This window comes from Hymenobacter aranciens (assembly GCF_030580865.1).
Taxonomy (GTDB): domain Bacteria; phylum Bacteroidota; class Bacteroidia; order Cytophagales; family Hymenobacteraceae; genus Hymenobacter; species Hymenobacter aranciens.
Window position 1 is genome coordinate 143,679 of the sequence record NZ_JAUQSY010000005.1, and the last position, 20,764, is coordinate 164,442.

The window sequence follows — 20,764 nt, forward strand, 5'->3', positions numbered from 1 at the left end:
ATCATGAGACGTTTCGTCTTCCTATTCATAGTTTCCCTCAGCGCCCTGGCCGGCTGCCAGGTGGCGGCCCCGCGCCCGCAGCCCGAGGTAGCGCAGCTGCCCGGTAGCTATCGTCTTGGCGCCGCGCCGCTCGATAGCGCCAGCATCGGCGACCTGCCCGTCCGGCAGTTTTTCGCCGACAGCACTCTCGTGGCCCTCATCGACACCGCTCTGGGCCACAACCTCGACCTGCGCCAAGCTGTGCAACGTGTGGAGCAGGCCCGCGCCGGCTGGCTCAACAGCCGCGCGCCGCTGCTGCCCTCGGTAAGTGCCGGAGCCGCTGTCGGGCTCGACCGCTACGGCCAGTACACGCTTAACGGCGTTGGTAATTACGATACCAACCTCTCCAGCAATGTGGAGGGCAACCGCCGCATCCCAACCACTATCACGCCCGATTATTTTGTGGGGCTGCGCAGCTCCTGGGAAGTGGACCTGTGGGGCAAGCTGCGGAGCCGCCGCCGCGCTGCCTACTCGCGCCTGCTAGCCTCGGAGCAGGGCCGCAACCTGGTGGTGACGAACCTGGTAGCCGAAGTAGCCCGTAATTATTACGAGCTGCTAAAGCTGGATAACCAGCTCAATACTTTGCAGCGCAATACTGACCTGCAGCAGCGCTCGCTGGAAATAATGAAGGTGCAGAAGCAGGCCGGCACCATCACCGAATTGGCTGTGCAACAGTTTGCCGCGCAGGTGCTGCGTACCCGCAGCCTGGCTTTTGAGGTGCGGCAGCGCATCGCCGAAACCGAAAATCAGCTCAACCAGCTGCTGGGCCGCTATCCGAAGCCCGTGACCCGCCCCAATGACCTGATGGCGATACAAACGCCGACGCAGCTGGCGGCGGGGCTGCCCTCGCGTCTGCTGCTGCGCCGTCCCGATGTGCGCGAGGCCGAACTGAACCTCACTGCCGCCGGGGCTGACCTCGACGCAGCCCGCGCCGCTTTTCTGCCCGCACTCACGCTCACGCCTTATGCGGGCGTGCAGGCCTTCCGCACCTCGTTACTCTTCGAGCCCGGCTCGATAGTGTATGGCGTGCTGGCCGGCATGGCCGCGCCGGTATTCAACCGCCGGGCCCTCAAGGCAGAGTATCAACGCTCACTGGCCGCCAACCTGGAGCAATACTATGCCTACCAGAAAACCCTGCAAACCAGTGTGCGCGAAGTCAGCAACGGCTTGCAAGGGCTCGAAAACTACCGCGCCACCGCCGAGCTGCGCCGTCAGGAAGTGGCCGTGCTGCGCCAGGCCGTGGCCACGGCTACCGACCTGCAAGTGGCCGGCTACGCCAGCTACCTCGAAATCATTACCGCCCAACGCACTGTGCTCGACGCCGAACTGACCCTGGCTGAGCTGCACCAGGCCCAGTTACTGCAGGCTGTGGCCCTCTACCGCGCCCTCGGTGGCGGCTGGAACGCCCAGCCAAATTTAGTGCAATAAACTGACCTCAAGTATAATGATAAGCTCCGATGATTTACTGCAGGCCGGTTTCCTGCGTGCCGAATGGGTGCCCAGCGACTCGCGCTACGTAGCTGGCCAGCTCTACGTGCTGATGCGCCTGCAAGGCAGCCTGCGCGTGTACCTGCCAACCGAGGGAAACCGGATAGAAGTGTTTTCCGGGGACTTGTATAGCCCAACGTTTCACTATATTGGCCCCCGTCCCGAGAGTGTGGATGAGTTGCTGGAAAGGGCCGCCCAGGAGCCCTTATAAGCGGGCTGCCGGCTAACCACGTCTGTTCACCAGTTGCTAAACCGGCAAATCCAGAATCTCATTCTGCCAGCGCAACTCCTCTTCCCGAATCGGGTAAGCTGCTCCGTGCCGAATGGCTTGGTACACCGCCTCAAACAGCTGCCGGTAGTCGCCATGCGGTGCCATATCGGTTAGCACTTGTGATGTGCCATCAGCGTTCATTCGCGTTAGCACGCCTTCCTGGCCCGTGGTTTCATGGCCGTAGGTTGGGCTGGCGGGCGACATACCTTGCAGCAGTTGCGCTTCCTGCGGGTCGGTGCGCTGCTTGCGGTAGCTGCCCCGGGTGCCGTGCAGCACGTAAGCCGGGCCGGGGTCGGCCACCAGCAGGCTGCTGGTTAGCCACACATTCAGGCCGTTGGCATAACGCAGGTGCAGATTGAAAAAGTCATCGACCTGTGAGCCTTCACGATTCTGCCCCAGCGTCTTGGTAGCACTCAGCGGCTGGCCGAACAGGCTGATGACTTGGTCGAGCAGGTGGGGGCCGAGGTCGTAGAGCAGGCCGCTGCCGGGGATGAGGGTTTCTTTAAATGCCTTGGTGTTGAGCGTCGGCTTGTAGCGGTCGAAGCGAAAATGCGCCTCAATCAGCTGGCCCAGCTGTCCACTCTCCACTACGCGGCGCACGGCCTGAAAATCGCTGTCCCAACGACGGTTGTGATAAGCGAATACGTGGCGGCCGACTTGTTGGCCCAGCGCCCATAGCTCTTCGAATTGCGCGGTGGAAGTGGCGACAGGCTTTTCTATTAGTACGTGCTTGCCGGCCAGTAGCACCTGCTGGGCTAGGTCGAAGTGGGTATTGTTGGGCGTGTTCACCACTGCCAGCTCCAGCGTGGGGTCGGCCAGCAGCTCATCGAGGCTGCGGTAGCTGCGCACGCTAGGGTAATCGTGCTGAATTTTAGGCTCGTTGCGCTCCAAGGCGGCATCCAGCGAAAAGCCGGGATGCAGCACCAGAAAAGGGGCGTGAAAAACTTTGCCCGACATGCCGTAGGCCAGCAGCGCAGTGGAAATGGGAGAGTCGCTCATGCCCCAAAGGTCGGGCAAAACTTAGTAGAGGCGCGAAGGGTCGCGTCTCTACAACTGCCTGAAATCACAGTCGGAATTGGAAGCCCACTTTCACTCCAAAGTTGTTGGCGTTGGGCAGGTCGCGGTAGGTCAGGCGGTGCAGGAAATCGACGCGCACTACCTTAAAGATGTTTTCCAGCCCGTAGCTGACCTCCACGTATGGCAGCTTGTCCAGGCTTTGCGGCGGCGTGAGCGGGTGCCCGTCGGGGTCGAAGGGCGGCAGGATAGTACGATTGGCCGTCGACAGGCCGCCGTAGAGTACGTTGGTGGAGGCCACCAGGCGCCAGTTCAGGCTGCGGATGCCGGGAATGGCATTCAGAAATAGCCCTTCAAAATGGTGTTCCAGACGCAGCGATACCGAGCGGTCAGTGACAAACTCAAAGTAACGCATTAGATTGAAGGCGTTGAAGTTGAGGAAGGGGGTCTGGTTGCCCAGCGGGGCTTTCAGGATGGGGTAGGGCACGGTGCTGGGAATATAGCTTCCCTCTAGGCGATAGTTAAGGCGGCCTAGCTGACCCACGTTCACGCTATGGTCCATCACCAGATTGAACTTGTTGTACTTAAAGTTGCTACCCAGAAAGCGGTTGGCGCCGGCCGTGTAGCGGAACGTCCACACCGGCCAGCGGCGCAGGCCGATGACGCGCCGCCGCAGGTCGCTCTGCACCCGGTTTTCGTCGGGCGCGTAGCGCGACTCGAGCACCACTTCCGACAGCATGAAATTGCGGCGCAGTGGGTTGCCCGGGCCCGGGTTCTGGTTCGGATTATCGGTGAAGGCGAAGTCGTGCTCGGGCTGGAAGCGCTGATGCCGTAGGTAAATGGTTTGCGTAAAGCCGTGAAACAGGTCGCGTTGCAGCGAGAAGGTTAGTAAATCGCGCAGCACCGGCCGGCCCTGGATGAAATTGCCCGAGCGCGAAGCGGCCGTGAACAGGTTGTTGTCGGGCAGAAAGTCGTTGTCGAGCAGCGCCACCTGCTCAATGTCGTGGCGGTATTCCACGCCCGCCACCGTCCAGTGCTTGCGCTCGATGATGCGGTTGAGCTTGCCGCCGTACTTAAACAGACCGTCCTTGGTGCCGTAGGCCACGTAGCCCTGCAGCAGCCAGTTACGGCTGATTTCGGGCGTCGTGCGGAAGCCCAGCCGGAAGCGGTGGCCCTCAAAATTATTACGGGCGTAGGTGCTGATAATCGGGCCCAGCTCAAACTTGCCCACGCGCTTGTAACCATTCACAAACAACTCAATCCAGTCGAGCGTGTTGCGCACCGAGGGCAGTTGCTTGGCCGAGTCGAGCACGGCAAAGGTCTGGCGCTCGGCCAGGCTCAGCGTGTCGGGCCGGTGTAGGTCGAAGTAGCCTTGCCCGGAGCCGTCGGCCGCGAGCTGGCCGGCCAGTTCGTCGCTTTCGGGCTGTACGGGCGCCATCGGCGCATCATAGAAACCGCCCTCGTGGGGCTGGTTGCGCACGAAGTTGGAATTGACCGTGGTGAAGCGTACCCGCATGGCCGCCTGTCCTTCGTAGGGCTTGATGCCGAACACCAGGCGGGTGCGGGCGGGCAGCCCCGGCCCCTGAGCGGGCGGCGTCAGGTCCTGAAATACCCGCAGGTCGGTGATGAAATTGAGGTTGGCTTCCGAGCTGGCGGTCACGTCGATGCGGCGCAGGGCGTAGCTTTCGGCCGTCACCCACATGGTGCCCCGAAAAGCCAGGTCATGCGTGCGCTTGGGCGTCACGGCAATCTTGTAGCACCAGTCTTTGTCGACGAACACCGAGTCCAGCAGCTCATAGTCGTAGCTTAGGCGGCCGCCTTCGGCAATGGGCGAAATGAAGTCTTTGCCCCCGATGTTTTGCCAGTTGGGATAAAAGTTGATGTTCTGGAGGTTGGACCCCAGCAGCTGCGACAGAATGGAGCCTTCGCGGGGGCCGGCCCCGCGCACCTGCCGGTGCTTGATGTCTTCGCGGCGCCGCAGCGGCTCGTAGCGCTGGTAGGCCCGCGAGCCCACTTCCGAGGCAAACAGCGGCAGCGGCGCGTCGGGGTCCGACACGGCGGCGGCGCCCTGGCGCACGGCCAGCGCCCGAATGTCTTTCACCACCTTGCGCTTGGCAATGCGGGGCGGCAGCTCGGCCAGGCTTACTTCGATGCGGTTATAGGAATCGAACTCGGCGGCCGTCAGGGCCTCGCGCTCGTTCTGGGGTTTGTGTTTCTGCACTTCGCGCAGAATGCGGAAGGCCGGGTTTTCGCCGGGCCGCACCACTACTTCGGCCAGCGACACGCCGCCCGCTTTCAGCCGAAACAGCACCGTTTGCTGCGGGGCAGTGCTCAGCTTGCGCCGCATGGTGGCAAAGCCCAGCGCCGAGGCTGCAATAGAGTCGGCCGGGCTGCTAAGGCTGAGCTTAAACTTTCCCTCCATGTCGGCGGTTACGCCGGTGTTCACCTGCGGCACAAATACCGAAGCGAACGGCACGGGCTCCCCGCTCACGGCCTCCACCACCTGGCCGGTTATCAGGATGCGCTGGGCAGCCGCAGGTAGCGCAATAAGGCATACCAGCAACAGCGAAGCCAATAGTCTCATACGGGGAAAAAAGGGCGAGCGAGATGGACGGAAAAGTGCGGTGGGTCCGCAAGTTACGGAAAGCCTAATGCGGCTGCAAGTAGTTCCGGGACCGATTGCGAAAAATACTGGTTTTTCCGTAGTTCCGGCGGCGCTCTTGATACCATGCCCGTTAGCTAGTGTAGAGCGACAAATTTATTCCTGCCAGTCACCTCCCAGACTGTCGAATAATCGCGCAATCACCAAGATGACTCTCTGCCAGCCGGATGAGTTGCCTTGTCGCCAATTGAGGCTTCGAGAATTGGCAGAAACTTCAGAACGTCATGCCGCCCGCCGCGCAGCAGCTCGCGTGGGGCGGTAAATTCGTATTGGGCCTACCGCTACAAGCCAGTTGCTGCGCGCCGCATGACGTTTTGGTTTTATAAGGCCAAGTCCCTATAGACGCACCAGCACTACGCGCCGGTTTTTGGGACGCTGCGTGAGGTCGGCGTTATCAGCTACGGGCCTAGTGCCGCCGTAGCCCACCGGGCGTAGCTGCTCGCTGGCTACGCCGTGGGCCGTGAGGTAAAGGCACACGGCTTCAGCGCGCTGCTGCGAAAGCTGACGGTTTAGCTCGGCGTTGCCCACGTTGTCGGTATGGCCCTGCACTTCGAGGCGCAGGCTGGGCCGGGGGCTGAGGGCCTGCGCGAGGGCGTCGAGGGCGGTGCGGGCGGCGGGCAGCAGCTGGGCCTTGCCCTGTTCAAAGTACAAGTCGGGCAGCGTCACCGACTCGCCATCGACCAGCCGCGCCACCCGGGCGCCGGCCGAGTCGGTAGCGGCCGTGGGAGCCGCGGCGGCAGGTGCCGGAACCGGCGTTGGGGCGGGAGTTGCCGGGCGCGGCGCGGGCGGGCTGGCAATGCGGGGGCTGGTTGCCGGGCGCGGCGCTGGCGCTGGTGGCGGTGTGGGTTTTATCACGGCCGGCTTCGCCACAGCTGGCGCTGGCTTCGGGGCCGGGGCAGGCTTGGCCAGCAGCTTGGCCGGGTCTTTACTAAAAAGGTAGCGCGATGAAATCGGCACCGCCGCCGGGGCCGATTCCAGCGTGCCCCAGCCGTTGCGCCAGGTGGCTTCGGGCTTGGGTTGGTTGGGAATTTCCCAGGTGAGTTGGGCGCGGGTGTCGAGGATGTTCTGAAAGTAGTCGACGCGCAGGCGGTAGGGTTCGCCGGCTTTCAGGTCCACGCTGAAGGTGTAGTTAGATATCTGCTGGGGTATCCAGGAGCTGAATACGCGCTTGTCATTGAGCCAGACGCGCATCCCGTCGTCCACGGTCACGTGGAAGATGTAGCGGCCCGTCGTCGGTGGCACCAGCCAGCCCGACCAGCGCACCGAAAAATACTCGACCGGCAGGCCCGGCGCGGGCTCGCCGTGCCCCCAGTCAAAATTGATGCTGGGGTCGTGGCGCACGTACATCACGCGCTCAAAGTTCTCGCCATCATAATATTGCGCCAGCAGCCCGTCGCCCACCGGGGCCTGGGCCCGGGCGGTGCCGGCGGCCAATATCAAACATCCAAACAGAAATGAATGAGACAGATAATGCATGAGTGAAAAGCGGGCTGGTGACACCATCGCGCCGCTGAGCGGCATGGTACAACCTCATGGATGCCGCGCTTATTGTGGCAGTTGCCTGGCATTGGCATTTATTTCCTTGGCCGTGTGGCCGGCCTGCAGGGCCACAAACTCGGCCTGCCGCGTGCGGATGCGGAGCTCGTCGCGGGCTGGCAGGTCGAGGCGGATGGTTTTCAACTGCGCGTTCAGCCGCTGATACACGTTGCGGGCGTAGTCCCAGTCGCGTTCCGTCCAGGTGGGGCGGCGGGTGCGGGTTTCGCGCACCAGCTGAGCGTAGGCTTCGGCAATGGTGCCGGGGGTGAGGCCCGGAATGCGGTCGGCGGTGCCCAGCAGGGCCTTTTCCATCTTTCTTTCCTGCTGCGGGTCGAGCGGCGCAGCGCGGCGCGCGCGGGCGGCGGCGCGGTACTGGGCAGCGCCCTTGCCAAGGCGGGCCAGCTTGCGGGTGCCGGTGCGGGCCAGGGTGTCCAGCTCCTTCACTTCCTTGCGCACGGCCGCCTGCCGCTCGCGCGGAGTCGAGTCGCAGGCCGTAAGTAATAAGCTGAGAGCGAGTAGGGAGTTAGCCGCTAGAATCGAAGGAAAACGCATGATAAAGAAAGAATGACCAACTGCCAATACGCAGGCTGCCGGCCAAAGGTGCCGCTACTTATGGCGCCGCCAGCCGGAACGTGAGCGGCAGCTCATACTCGACCGGCACGGCCCGCGGGCCCACGCGGGCCGGAATCCACTGGTCCGGAATGGTGCGCGCCACCCGCATGGCCTCTTCATCGCAGCCGCCGCCGATGCCGCGTAGCACCTTGTGGTTGGTGGCATGGCCCAGCGTATCAAGCGTGAAGCTGATAATTACACGGCCCTGAATGTTACGCTCCTGCGCTGCCGAGGGATAGTTGAGCTTGGTGGTGTAATTGGCCAGCGCCGGGTCGCCGCCGATGTAAAGCGGCGGCTGGTCGACCAGGCGGCGCGTCCACTGCCCGGGGCGGACTTCAATGTTGTAATACGTCTCGGAAATCGGACGATAATACACCAGCTTATTGGCCGTATGGTCGTAGCGCTGCACCACCACCTGCCGCTTCGAGGGCGTGTAGCTGAAGTATTCCCAAACGCCGACTTTGGTCTTTTTTTCCAGTATGCCGCTTTCCCATTCCGAGGTGTACAGCTTCTGCGCCATACCCGGAAACGCGGCACACGTGAGCAGCAGGCTAAGACCTGCAAGGGTGGGATTTTTCATAGATAGAATAGGTGAAGGCCCGCAAGTAGCCAACCGGATTCCGAAAAATCAGGCCAACTTTCTGAAAGATACTAGGCCCACTTGCAAAGTACCAAATCGATTGCAGGCGGTTACCTGCGAGCTGCCGCTTTCTGCATGAGCAGTAGCGCAGATAATGTTCTGGCTAAAAACGGAAATTAGAATAATTCAGCCGCCACCCGCCGAATACTCTCCGATTTACCCATCGAATAATAGTGCAAGCAAGGCACGCCGTGGGCCATCAGTTCGCGGCTTTGGTTGAGGCACCACTCGATGCCCACGGCGCGGGCCGCCTCGTTGTCGCGGCACTGGCTGATGGCCTCCACCAGCGGCTCGGGCAAATTGAGGTAGAAGCTGCGCGGCAGGGCCGTGAGCTGGCCTTTAGTGGTAAGCGGCTTCAGGCCCGGAATGATGGGCACCGTGATGCCCGCCTCGCGGCAGCGCCGCTCAAACTTGAAGAACTCCTCGTTGTCGAAAAACATCTGCGTCACGATGTACTGCGCGCCACGGTCCACCTTGTGCTTCAGAAAGCGGATATCGGAACCGAAGTTGGGCGCCTCGAAGTGCTTTTCGGGGTAGCCGGCCGTGCCGATGCAGAAGTCGGTGGCCCAGGTATCGTCCTGGCCTTCGTCCAGGTACTCGCCCTTGTTGAGATTGTGAATCTGACCGATAAGGTCGCAGGCGTAGGCGTGGCCGTCGGGCTCGGGCTTGAATTGACCTTCGCTTTTGATGGGGTCGCCGCGCAGGGCCAGCACGTTGTCGATACCCAGAAAGTGTAAGTCAATCAGCGCATTCTCAGTTTCTTCCTTCGTGAAGCCGCCGCAGATAAGGTGCGGCACGGTGTCCACGTCGAAGCGGTTTTTGATGGCCGCGCAGATGCCCACCGTACCGGGGCGGCGGCGCACGGTTTTCTTTTCCAGCAGGCCGTTGGTATGCTGGCGGTACACATATTCCTCGCGGTGGTAAGTCACGTCGATGAAGGGCGGCTTGAATTCCATCAGCGGCTCGATATTCGAGAAGAGGCTGTGAATGTTCTCGCCCTTTTTGGGGGGCAGCACTTCGAAGGAGAAAAGGGTTTTGCCCTGGGCTTTGGCCAGGTGTTCAATTACTTTCATTGCGAGTAGCGTGGACTCTGTAGTCCGCGCCTGAATGCGTGAGGTCAATAAGTTCTGGTATCCTGCCTGCGCGGACTCGCGGACTACAAAGTCCGTGCTACTACTGCGGCTCGTAGTTCAGGTTCGGCATTAGCCAGCGCTCCAGCTCGGCCAGCGGCATGCCCTTGCGTTGGGCAATGTCGGCCACTTGGTCGCGGCCGATTTTGCCGAGGCCAAAGTAGCGTGAATCGGGGTGGGCGTAGTACATGCCGCTCACGGCGGCGGTGGGGTACATGGCCAGGTTTTCGGTGAGGGTAATGCCCGTCTGGCGCTCCGCATCAAGGAGTTGGAAGAGGGTGATTTTCTCGGTGTGGTCGGGGCAGCCGGGGTAGCCGGGGGCCGGGCGCACGCCCTGGTATTTCTCCTGAATGAGGTCTTCGCCGCTGAGGTTTTCGCCCGCCGCGTAGCCCCAGAATTCCTCGCGCACGCGCTGGTGCAGGCGCTCGGCGAAGGCTTCGGCGAGGCGGTCGGCCAGGGCCTTCACCATGATGCTGGAGTAGTCGTCGTGGTCGGCTTCGTACTGCTCGATAAGCTTTTCGATGCCGATGCCGGTGGTGACGGCGAAGCCGCCCATGTAATCCTGCCGGCCGGTTTCTTTTGGGGCCAGGAAGTCGGAGAAGGCAATGTTGGGCACGCCGGGGCCTTTCTCGCCCTGCTGGCGCAGGGTGAAAAACTCGGTTTGCACGGCATGGCGCTCGTCGTCGGCGTAAATTTCGATGGTGTCGTGGCCGACGGTATTGGCGGGCCAGAAGCCCAATACGGCGCGGGCGGTGAGCAGCTTACCGTCGATAATCTGCTTGAGCATCGTCTGCGCGTCCTCGAAAAGCCGGGTGGCCGCTTCGCCCAGGTTTTCGTCGCTCAGGATGCGCGGGTAGCGGCCTTTCAGCTCCCAGGTGTGGAAGAAGGGCGTCCAGTCGGTGTATTCGGCCAGCTCGGCCAGGTCGTAGTTGTCGAAAACTTTGGTACCCAGAAAAGTGGGCCTGGTGATGGGTGCCGTGGGCCAGTCGATTTTCACGCCGTTGGCGCGGGCGGCTTCGATGGGCAGGTAGTTTTTGTCGCGCTGGCGGCCGGCGTAGTCGCGGCGCAGGGCGTCGTAGTCGTCGGCTACAGTCTGGCCGTAAGCTGTTTTGCCCGAGCCCAGCAGGCCCGCCGCCACGCCCACCGAGCGCGAGGCGTCGTTGACGTGCACCACCGGGCCGTCGTAGCTGGGCGCGATTTTGACGGCCGTGTGCAGGCGCGACGTTGTGGCGCCGCCGATGAGCAGCGGCACTTTCAGGCCGCGCTTTTTCATGGCCTGGGCCACATATACCATCTCATCGAGCGAGGGCGTGATGAGGCCGGAGAGGCCGATAATGTCGGCTTTCTGGGCCACGGCCTCGTCCAGAATGCGCTCCAGCGGCACCATCACGCCCAGGTCTACGATGTCGAAGTTGTTGCAGGCCAGCACTACGCCCACGATGTTTTTGCCGATGTCGTGCACGTCGCCTTTCACGGTGGCCAACAGGATTTTGCCGGCCGTCTGGCGTTCGGCGCCGGCCTTTTCGGCCTGCAGGTAGGGCTCCAGGTAGGCCACGGCTTTCTTCATCACGCGGGCCGATTTCACTACCTGCGGCAGGAACATCTTGCCCGCGCCGAACAGGTCGCCGACCACGTTCATGCCGGCCATCAGCGGGCCTTCGATGACGTCGAGCGGGCGGCCGACCTGCTGACGCACTTCCTCGGTATCCTGGTCGATAAATTCCGTAATGCCGCGAATCAGGGCGTGTTGCAGCCGCTCGCCCACGGGCAGGCTGCGCCAGGCGTCGGCTACTACCTCTACTTTATCCTTTTGCTTGACGGTTTCGGCGAAGTCCACCAGCCGCTCGGTAGCGTCGGGGCGGCGGTTGAGTAGCACGTCTTCCACCAACTCCATGAGGTCTTTGGGCACCTCGTCGTACACGGCCAACTGGCTGGGGTTCACAATGCCCATGTCGAGCCCGGCCCGGATGGCGTGCAGCAGGAACGACGAGTGAATGGCCTCACGCACCACATCATTGCCGCGGAAGGAAAACGAGATGTTGCTGATGCCACCGCTGGTGAGCGCGCCGGGCAGGTTGGCCTTAATCCAGCGCACGGCTTCGATGAAATCGAGCGCGTAGTTGCGATGCTCGTCCATGCCGGTGCCCACGGTCAGGATGTTGGGGTCGAAGATGATGTCCTCGGGCGCGAAGCCAACTTCTTTTACCAGAATATCATAGGAACGCTGGCAAACGGCAATTTTCTTCTCAAGCGTATCGGCCTGGCCGGTTTCATCAAAGGCCATCACCACCACGGCGGCGCCGTACTGGCGCACGGTGCGGGCGCGCTTTTTGAACTCTTCCTCACCCTCTTTCAGCGAGATAGAGTTGACGATGGGCTTGCCCTGGGTGCATTTCAGGCCGGCTTCCAGCACGCTCCACTTCGAGGAGTCAATCATCAGCGGCACCCGGGCAATGTCGGGCTCCGAGGCGATGAGGTTGAGGAAGGTAGTCATGGCCTGCTCCGAGTCGAGCATTCCTTCGTCCATGTTCACGTCGAGCACCTGGGCGCCGCCTTCCACCTGGGCACGGGCCACGGCGAGGGCTTCCTCGTAGGCGCCGGTGCGGATGAGGCGGGCAAAGGCGCGGGAGCCGGTGACGTTGCAGCGCTCGCCGACGTTGACGAACAGGCTGGCGGGGGTGATATTGAAGGGTTCGAGGCCGGACAAACGCGTCACCCCACCCCCCGACCCCCTCCCCTTCGGGAGAGGAGGAGCCTGACGATTTTCGTCATCATGCATAACCGGCTCCCCCTCTCCCAAAGGGGAGGGGGTCGGGGGGTGGGGTGCCCGGCGCGGCTTATATCGCTCCGCCAGCTTGGCCAGCTCGGCAATGTGCTGCGGTGTGGTGCCACAACAGCCACCCACCACCGTCACGATGCCTTCCTGCAAATACTCCTCGACCAGCGCTGCAAACTCCTGGGCCGATTCATCATAGCCGCCGAAAGCGTTGGGCAGGCCAGCGTTGGGGTAAGCCGAGATGTGGACGTCGGAAATGCGACTCAGCTCCTGCACGTACTGCTTGAGCTGGTGGGCCCCGAGGGCGCAGTTCAGGCCCACGCTTAGCAAGGGCAGGTGGCGGATGGAATTCCAGAAGGCCTCCACCGTCTGGCCCGAGAGCGTGCGGCCGGAGGCGTCGGTGATGGTGCCCGAAATCATGATGGGCACCACGCGGCCGCCTTCGTCGAAGAACTTCTGGACCGCGTAGAGGGCGGCTTTGGCGTTGAGGGTGTCAAAGATAGTTTCGATGAGCAGGGTATCGACGCCGCCGTCGACGAGGCCGCGCACCTGCTCGTGGTAGGCGGTGGCAAGCTCGTCGAAAGTCACGGCGCGGAAGCCGGGGCGGTTGACGTCGGGCGAGAGCGAGGCGGTGCGGTTGGTGGGGCCGATGGCGCCGGCCACGAAGCGCGGGCGCTCGGGCGTACTGTATTCGTCGGCGGCCTCGCGGGCCAGGCGGGCCGATTCGTAGTTGAGCTCGTACACCACGTGCTCGAGGGCGTAGTCGGCCTGGGCGATGGTGGTGCCGGAGAAGGTATTGGTTTCCACCATGTCGGCCCCGGCGGCGAAGTATTCGGCGTGGATGCCTTTGATGATGTCGGGCCGGGTGAGGCTGAGCAGGTCGTTGTTGCCGCGCAGGGGGTGCGAGTGGTTGGCAAAGCGCGGGCCCCGGAAGTCCTCTTCCGTCAGCGGGTGGCGCTGAATCATGGTGCCCATCGCGCCGTCCAGAATCAGCAGGCGCTGGCGGAGCAGGGCGGGTAGCAGCTCGCCGGCGCTGTGGGGCGCGCGAGCGGGCGAGGGGGCGGGGAGTGTGGTAGCGGGCATTTCTTTCGGATTGGTCGGCAAACAGCGGCGCGTATCCAGAAAGAAACCCGTGCGGCGAAGCACGGTTCCGGCTGTCATCTTTATTCACCGCAAAGCAATGGTGAAATGGGAGTTGGCACCTACTCGTGATAGGTTGCCAAGACGTCGTCGGGCCCAGTCCCTCGGTCTTTCTGGATAGCAGCTACGACGAAGGTACGCACGAAAAAAGGCCCGGTGCAAGCGCACCGGGCCTTTTTCAGGCGAAAGCAGGAGGGGTTATTCTACCACCACCCGCTTCGTTACCAATTGCTCGCCAGCGCGGAGCTGCAGCACGTACACGCCAGCCGCGAGGTTGGCCGTGCTGAACTCGGCGACGGCGCCCGTGCTGCCCAGGGGCAGCGAGCGGGTGCTCACCTGCTGGCCCAGCGCGTTCAGCAGCGTGGCTTGCACGCTGCGGGCGTTGGCTACGGCTGGCACGCTCAGGGTGAAGGCCCCGTGGGCGGGATTCGGGTAGAGCAGCACCTGCGCGGCCTCGAAGCCGTTACGCGTGCCAGTGACGCCCGTGGGGCGGAACAGCAGCGAGAAGCGGCCGGGGCCGGCGTTGGCGGCCAGCGTGAACTGGTAGCGCGTGCCCTGGCTCAGGATGGTCTGGGTGCCGGTGGCGGCATCGCGCAGGTATACCGTGGTGCTGCCGAAGTTGCGCAGCGCCGGGGCCTCGAAGGTGTAGCTGCCCGGCAGGGCGTCGCTCAACGTGAGGGGCAGCACCACGTCGAGCGAGGTGAGCGGGGCCAAGCCGTTGATAGCGAATTCCTGGCCGTTGAGCGCCGTGCCCAGCGACATCGTACCCATGTTGAGGCGTTTCACGGCGTCAAACTGCGAGTCGTGGCCGGCGGTGGCGCCGGCTTCGAAGTACACGCTGGTTTCGTCCTGCTGGCCGTTGCCGCTCAGGTTCAGCGTCAGCAGCGGGCGCACGTCGTTGCTGCGGCCAAAGGCCGGCTGCGGGCCGAAGGTGGTCACGCGGTGAGCGTTGGTCAGGTTTACGCTGCCGGGCGTGCCGGCGGCGGCTACCCGCACGAAGAAGCCCGAGCCTGCGTCGATAATGGGCGAAGTGCCCACGCCGTTCACGTACGAGCGGTAATTACCAGTGTACTGGCCAGTGCTCTGGAACACATACATGGCATTGTCCATGCCGGGGAGGCTGGTAGCCGGGCTGTTGTCCACCAAATCCCAGTCGAGGGGGCTGGGGTAGGGGTTGCCCAGCAGGTGCCAGCCAGCCTCGGGGCTGGGGCCGCGGGTGAGGCCGGTGTTGCTCGAAGCCCCCGATTTGAAGGTGCCGGTGAAGTCCACCAGCGTAGCGTCGGGGATATTCGCGGTGTAGCCTTTGCCCGAAACCATAGCGTCGGAGGTAGCCGTGGGCGACACCCAGCCTTTGTTGAAGTCCGAGAAGTTGTTGGTGACGGTGGCGATGCGCGTTTCGTCGTAGCCAAACACGGTGGGGAACGGCGTTACGAAGCCCGGCTGTACTGCCGAGTTGTAAGCCGGGTTCACTACCGGCGCGAAGGCGCCGGCGGCGAGGTCGGCCACGGTGGTGTTGGTTACCGGGGCCGCGTAGTGGCGGTAGCCGATGCCGGCCGGGTTGGTGGCGTCGATGGCGCGCTGCATGGTGCCGGTGCCGGTGACGAGGCCGCCGGTGTTGTCAATCAGGGCCGTGCCCTGACCAGCTACCGACAGCAGCGTGAAGGTGTTGCCGTTCGTGGCGAGGTTGCCGCTTTGCATACGGGCCAGCTGGCGCACGCTCAGGGCCTGCGAAAGCGTAACGCCAGCGCTGTTGTTCACCGTGATGTTGCGCACCGTGGCGGGCAGACCGTTGCCGGTCACCTGGGCCGCCGTGCCGTTGTACACGTAGCTGGCGTCGGGGCTGAAGCTGCGGGTAGCGCCGGTGTTGCGAATAACGCCGGTGGTGGCCGGACCCGCCGTGATGCCGGCCGTGCCGCGGATGCCGAGCGTGCCGCCCGCCTGCAGTACGAAGTTGCCGGTGCCCACTACCTGGCTGCCAGCCGTGTTCAGCGTACCGCCATCGTTGATGGTGAGCGTGCCGAGGACGGTCAGGTCGGCGCTCAGGTTGGCCGTGCCGCCGTTGGCGATGGTCACGTTGTTGAACGTGCCCGAGGCGCTGTAGGGGCTGTTGCCCGCGTTTACTACTAGGTTGGGTACCGGGGTGCAGCTTACGCTGAGGGCAAATGCCCCGACGGCACTGGTTGAGCTGTAGCGCTGCACCATAAAGTAGTAAGTAGTGCCGAGCACGCTGGTAAACGTCACCTGCGAAGCCGCACTGTTGGCCGAGCAGCCCGAGAAGTCGTCGTTGCTATTCACGCAGGTGAGAGCTCCGCAGCTGCCCGAGTACACAAATAGCTCTGTGTCGATGGTAGTGCCGGCCCCGCAGGTCGAAACCGTTACGATGTCGCCCGTACCTACGAAGCTGTAGAATACGCTCGGCGAGGCCGAAGGAGAATTGCTGTCGCTACCGCAGGCTGTCGTCGGTTCGCCAGTGCTGGTGGCGTTTACAGTGGTGCCGTTGAGGGTTTGGCCGCAGGTAATGGTAGTAGCACCGGTGCACAGGTCGTTGGTAGGCGGCAGGCCTGTCGTGGTGAACGAGACCGGGGCAGCCGCACCGGCGGCGCCGCAGTTACCCGCCAGCACGAGGCTATACGTGACGCCAGGGGTGAGGCCGGTCAGGGCAATGGGCGTGGCCGTACCAGTAGCCGTTACGGGGCTGCCCGTGGCGGGCGTGGCCGTGGCGGTGTAGCTGGTGTTGCCTGTGCCATTGCCCGTGAAGGTTACGCTGGCCGTGGTGGTAGTAATGCTGCTTACCGCTACACCCGTCGGGGGCGAACAGCTAGGCGGCAGCGTAGCGCAGATAGTGAAGCTGCCCGTTGTGTCGCCGGAGCCGTAGCCTGATACCGATACGTAGTAGGTGGTGCTGGCGGTCAGGCCGGTTACCGTCAGGGCCGGAGCCACGGTATTGTTGGTGGAGCCCGCCGAGCAGGCCACCTGCGTGAACGGACCAGCTGCGCCCCCGGTCGATGAGAACACGCGCACGAGACCTGCCGGATTGCCGGTTACGGTGAGGACAGCGCCGGTGCTTCCCGCACCAGCAGCGGCGGTCGTGAACGAGTACCACACATCAATCGGGTTGATGGCAACACCGCAGGTGCCGGGATTGGTATAGCCAGCGGGAGTGGTGGTGGTGGCACCTACGTTGGTGCCGCTGGTGGGCGTGCAGGTAGAGGCGACCGTCAGGGCAATGGCCCCGGTCGGGTTGTCGTTAGCTGGCGCAATGGGCGCGGCGGCCGAAGTAAATACTACCGATACGGGGTTCGACACACCACCATTCGTGCAGTTCGTGCTGATGGTAATAGTATAAGAAGTGTTGGGCGTCAGTCCGCTCAGGCTTACGGGGCTACTGGTGACGGTGGCGGTGCTGGTGGTGCCGCCGGCCGTAGGGGCCAGGGTGAGCAGGTAGTCGGTGGCACCCGCTGCCGGCGTGAACGTAAGTTCGCCGGTGCTGGCCGTGGCCGTGCCGCTGGCCGTGGTTACGGCGGCGTTGGTCACCTGGGCGCAGGGCAGGTTGGGCGGCGTGGTGATGCAGATATCGAAATTGCCGCTGCCAGCGCCGGCAATGGCGCTGTACACGCGCACGAGGTACGTCTGGCCGCTGGTTAGACCGCTGGCTATCAGGGCCTCCGTGCCCGCGCCGCCACCGCTGGCGGAGGCGTTCTGGCAGCTCACGTTGGTGCCGGGGCAGCTACCGCTGCGCAACTCAATCACGGCGTCGAAGTCGAACGTGGGCACCACCGTGATGGTGTGGCGCGAGCCGCTGGCCACGAACGAGAACCATACATCACCGTCGGTGATGGTAGTACAGGGGCTGGTGACGGTGGAAGCCGTGGCGCCGCTGGTGGTGTACGTAGCTGCGCTGCAACTGGCACCCGGGGCACCCGGTGTCAGGGCCACCGCGCCGCTGCACTCATCGTTGCCGATGCCGGTGCGGAAGCTGGTGGTAGCGGTGCCGCTCTGCCCACCGCCGCAGTTGGTAGTGACGGTGACAGTGTACACAGTGTAGGGCTGCAGGCCGGTCAGGGGCACGGCACCCGCGTTGGTCACCGTTTGCGAGCCGCCACCAGGCGAGTAGCTGACGGTGTAGTCGGTAGCACCGGTCACCGCCGCAAAGTTGATGGTGGCGCCGGTGCTGGTGATGCTGGTAGTGGGCGAGAAAGCCACACCCGGGCAGGCCGGGGTTACCCGCAGAAGCAGGTTGTCGATGCCAAGGTCATCGTTGCCGAAGTCGGAAGTAGCCCGGAAGCGAACCACGCTGGTGGCCGACGTGCCGGTAAACGTGATGGACTGGCCGCCGAAAGCGCTGGCCGTAGTCAGCGTCAGCAGCGGAGTAGCGCTAAAATTGGCTCCCCCGTCGGAGCTTAGCAATATATCCAGCTTGTCGGTGCCGGTGGGGTTGATATAGTCGAAGGTCAGCGTCTTGGTGCCGGCGGCGCTCAGGTCCACAAACAAATCCAGCGAACCGATGCCGCCACTGGCGGTGCCAAAGCTGTGGAAGCGGGCCGAATAGCTGCCCTGGCTGCTGCTCACCAGGTAGGGGGCCGGTTCATCGGCGGGGTAGCGCCAGCCGGCCGTGGTAAAGCCTTGGTCGTTACGCCGCCAAGCGTTATCGCCGGTGATGGGCGTGGCGCGCCAGTTGGCGCCGGGCACTTCCAAGTTGCCGCAACGGCTAATCCAGCTTTCAAAGCCTTGCGTTACGGGCAGCGCCGCGTAGGCGGGGATGGCCGAATTCACCGTGACCTGCACGGGCGTGGAGGTAGCCGATTGACCCGAACAGGTCACGATGGCCTGGTAGTACGTGGTCGAGGTAACGCTCGTGGCGGTGTAGGTAGCGTTGGTGCTGGTGCCGCTGGCATTGGTGAAAGAGCCTGCCACCCCCGTCGCCGACTGCTGCCACTGGTACGTCACGCCCGTGCCCGTAGCCGAGCCGGTGAGGGAAATAGTGGTGCTGGCGATAGAAGTGCAGCCGTTGGGTACGCTAGCCACGGCCGTGCCCGCCGTGGGCGGGGCCGTGCAGGGGGCCGGCGGCGTGAAGGTGTACGTGAGGCCGCTGGCTGGTTTCACCGTGTTGCTCAGCGTCATCGTGGCTGCGTTGGTAGTGCCGGCTGTGCTGGCACTCCAATTGGTGGTCGTCGTGCGGTTGTTATAGGCCGCGTTGGACGCACCCCGCAACCCCACCTGAGGCAGGCCGGTGGAAGTCGCGGCTACGGTAGGGGTATTGTAGACGAAGTTGATGGTGTTGTTCGTCTCGTTCAGCCGAATCTGAAAATTGAGGTTGTCCGCCTGAATACTAGATGTATAGCGCTTGAAATTGCTGTACTGGATGACGAAGCTCCGGTTCGGCGCCGTGCCCACCGTCTCGTAGCGAATCTGCCCAAGGGTGGCCGCTGTGGCGTCGCCCACCAAGTCATGCCCAATGGCTGCTACCGCGCCTGCGTAGCCAGTCGTAGCCGAAATGGGGGAATAACCACTGACGTCTGGGGCTGTAGTGCCAAACGTGATGTAGCCGTTGGTGTTGATGACCAGGCCAGTATAGCCTGTGCCGTTGAAAGTGAATGTGAACGGAATGGTACCTGCTGCCAGCGTGAAGTTGCTGTCATCCAGCGAAAAGTTGGAGCCAGCCGTGGCCGTGCCCGCCACCGTGCCGCCCGTAATGGGCGTGTAGGTGCCGGGGCCCTGATTAAAGGTGTAGAGGTTGACCTGGGCCTGCCCTAGGGTTGGCAGCAGCACGGCCGCTGCCAGTAGCAGCCGTTGGCCCCAGTGACCTGTGGTGCGAGCATGAGATGGCCTGCCAAGCAAGGAAGCCACCCCGGTAAGTAAGTTTTTTTTCATAAAAAGGGTGAGGTGAGAAATGAAAAAAAGCAACTGAAAAAATCCAGCTCGTTGGCAACGAGGCCGCAAAGCGGCTGCGCCAGCCCCCGAAAGAATGTTCAAGGTAAGCAAACTATGCTGTAAATGCGAGTTTTTGTTGAGAATTTATTTTCCCCAAAGGTTTGCAGTCAATGAATTTTGTAGGAAAAATGTAGTTAGAACAACGTCGGCATGATGATAGTTTATAAGTAAATTATTGGTTGTAAATTACTTGAATAACCATAGGGGCCAGATACTGCCCTTCGGAAAATCTGTCATATCGGCCGGCAGCTCCACAAAGCCATCTGCGTCAAGCAACCCCGCCAAATCGCCGGAGCCGCCCGCCGGTCGCGGCTCGGCGCATAAACGGGCTTGGGCGTCAGCCCGCAGCCGCACCAGCAGGAAGTGCGTCAGGGCCGGCCGAAAACTTACCGCTTCGGCCAGGGCAGCTACCGATGGCGGCATCGAGCGGCTGGGCTGCTCACTGCTTTGCAGCCAGGGCCGCACGTAGCGGGCCGCCGTCACCAGCGTCGAAACCGGGTTGCCGGGCAGCCCAAACACCACCGGCCCGCCCGCCACCTCGCCAAACCACAGCGGCTTGCCCGGCCGCTGCGCCACGCCGTGAAAAATCTCGCGCACGCCCAGCTCGCGCAGCACGCCCGGCAAAAAATCGGCCTTCCCCTGGCTTACCGCCCCGCTGAAAACCACGGCATCGAAAGCACCGCCGAGCAGCGCGGGCAGGCCCTGGCGCAGGCCGGGCAGGTCGTCGGGAAAGTAAAACGTGGTGCAGTCGGCCCCGTCGAGGGCGAACAGCGCGGCCAGGGCGTAGGTGTTGGAGCGCCGAATCTGGTGGGGCAGGGGCGTGGCGTCCACGGGCACCAGCTCGTCGCCGGTGCTCACCAGCGCCACGCGGGGGCGGCGCTGCACCCGCACCCGGGCGGCGCCCACGGTGGCGGCCACGGCCACCTCGGCCGGGCCCAGGCGAGTGCCGGCCGGCAGCAGCAGGTCGCCCTGGCGGCGGTCGGCGGCGCGGGGGTGAATGTTGGTGCCGGGCGCCAGGGGCGGAATCCGGATGCGGGCGCGGCCATTGCTGATTGCCAGGTCTTCGTAGCGCACCACTACATCGGTGCCAGGCGGCAGCACGGCGCCGGTCATGGCCTCGATGGCGGCCTGGGAGTTTTGCAGCGGCACGGCTGGCGCGCCGGCATACTGCGCGCCTTCCAGCGCAAACTCCGTCTGGCCGGCGGCCCAGGCGGCGTGGCGCAGGGCAATGCCGTCCATCGCCACGCGGTCGAAGGGCGGAAAGTCGCGGTCGGCGTGCAAATTTTCAACTAAAATGCGGCCGGCGGACTGGGCCAGCGGCACCGTTTCAGTAGGCAAGGGCCGGATAGTGGCCAGCACGCGGGCAAAAGCTTCGGCAACGGAAAGCATGGGTTTTGGTAGTTAGCAATTGACAGTGAGTAATGAAGAATAAAATTGGTTGAGGCAGCCGGAACCAGGCTAAACCAACCATCGGGAAGGTACGGGCGTAGCTTTGTTTCCGCTTAGCTTGCTGAGCAGTGCCCGT

The 20,764-nt window shown here is 63.2% G+C and carries 11 protein-coding genes and 1 riboswitch; of the genes, 2 read left to right on the forward strand and 9 right to left on the reverse strand.

Annotation, left to right across the window (positions count from 1 at the left end; genetic code table 11):
* The first annotated feature begins 3 nt into the window (after positions 1 to 3).
* Both Q5H93_RS08730 and Q5H93_RS08735 read left to right on the forward strand, forming a co-directional pair.
* On the forward strand, positions 4 to 1,467 hold the full coding sequence (locus tag Q5H93_RS08730) for an efflux transporter outer membrane subunit (RefSeq protein WP_305006131.1): 1,464 nt from the start codon (positions 4 to 6) through the stop codon (positions 1,465 to 1,467).
* A 16-nt stretch (positions 1,468 to 1,483) separates the two neighbouring features.
* On the forward strand, positions 1,484 to 1,738 hold the full coding sequence (locus Q5H93_RS08735; protein WP_305006132.1) for a hypothetical protein: 255 nt from the start codon (positions 1,484 to 1,486) through the stop codon (positions 1,736 to 1,738).
* 36 nt (positions 1,739 to 1,774) lie between these two features.
* Here Q5H93_RS08735 and Q5H93_RS08740 read toward each other — a convergent pair whose 3' ends face one another.
* From Q5H93_RS08740 to Q5H93_RS08780, 9 genes are all read right to left on the reverse strand, one after another.
* Positions 1,775 to 2,797 carry a Gfo/Idh/MocA family protein gene (locus Q5H93_RS08740; RefSeq protein WP_305006133.1) on the reverse strand — a complete coding sequence of 341 codons (1,023 nt, stop codon included), beginning with the start codon at positions 2,795 to 2,797 and terminating at the stop codon, positions 1,775 to 1,777.
* Positions 2,798 to 2,861: 64 nt separating this feature from the next.
* Positions 2,862 to 5,396, reverse strand: a complete 2,535-nt coding sequence (locus tag Q5H93_RS08745; protein ID WP_305006134.1) for a DUF5686 and carboxypeptidase-like regulatory domain-containing protein — start codon at positions 5,394 to 5,396, stop codon at positions 2,862 to 2,864.
* Between the two features lie 414 nt (positions 5,397 to 5,810).
* A complete protein-coding gene (locus Q5H93_RS08750) occupies positions 5,811 to 6,950 on the reverse strand; it encodes a PA14 domain-containing protein (RefSeq protein WP_305006135.1) in 1,140 nt (379 codons plus the stop codon).
* Positions 6,951 to 7,019: 69 nt separating this feature from the next.
* Complete coding sequence (locus tag Q5H93_RS08755) at positions 7,020 to 7,562, reverse strand: hypothetical protein (protein WP_305006136.1); 543 nt, start codon at positions 7,560 to 7,562, stop codon at positions 7,020 to 7,022.
* Positions 7,563 to 7,620: 58 nt separating this feature from the next.
* The gene (locus Q5H93_RS08760) at positions 7,621 to 8,202 is read right to left on the reverse strand and encodes an energy transducer TonB (RefSeq protein ID WP_305006137.1); all 582 of its coding nucleotides are present in this window, start codon (positions 8,200 to 8,202) and stop codon (positions 7,621 to 7,623) included.
* Positions 8,203 to 8,378: 176 nt separating this feature from the next.
* Entirely contained in the window at positions 8,379 to 9,335 is a 957-nt protein-coding gene (metF, locus tag Q5H93_RS08765) for a methylenetetrahydrofolate reductase [NAD(P)H] (RefSeq protein WP_305006138.1), read from the reverse strand.
* Positions 9,336 to 9,435: 100 nt separating this feature from the next.
* Entirely contained in the window at positions 9,436 to 13,251 is a 3,816-nt protein-coding gene (gene metH, locus Q5H93_RS08770; RefSeq protein WP_305006139.1) for a methionine synthase, read from the reverse strand.
* A gap of 71 nt (positions 13,252 to 13,322) precedes the next feature.
* Positions 13,323 to 13,432, reverse strand: a riboswitch (SAM riboswitch).
* A 74-nt stretch (positions 13,433 to 13,506) separates the two neighbouring features.
* Positions 13,507 to 19,077, reverse strand: a complete 5,571-nt coding sequence (locus tag Q5H93_RS08775; protein WP_305006140.1) for a T9SS type A sorting domain-containing protein — start codon at positions 19,075 to 19,077, stop codon at positions 13,507 to 13,509.
* Between the two features lie 348 nt (positions 19,078 to 19,425).
* Positions 19,426 to 20,628 (reverse strand): molybdopterin molybdotransferase MoeA, encoded by a 1,203-nt coding sequence (locus Q5H93_RS08780; RefSeq protein WP_305006141.1) that lies wholly within the window; start codon positions 20,626 to 20,628, stop codon positions 19,426 to 19,428.
* Positions 20,629 to 20,764 lie beyond the last annotated feature (136 nt).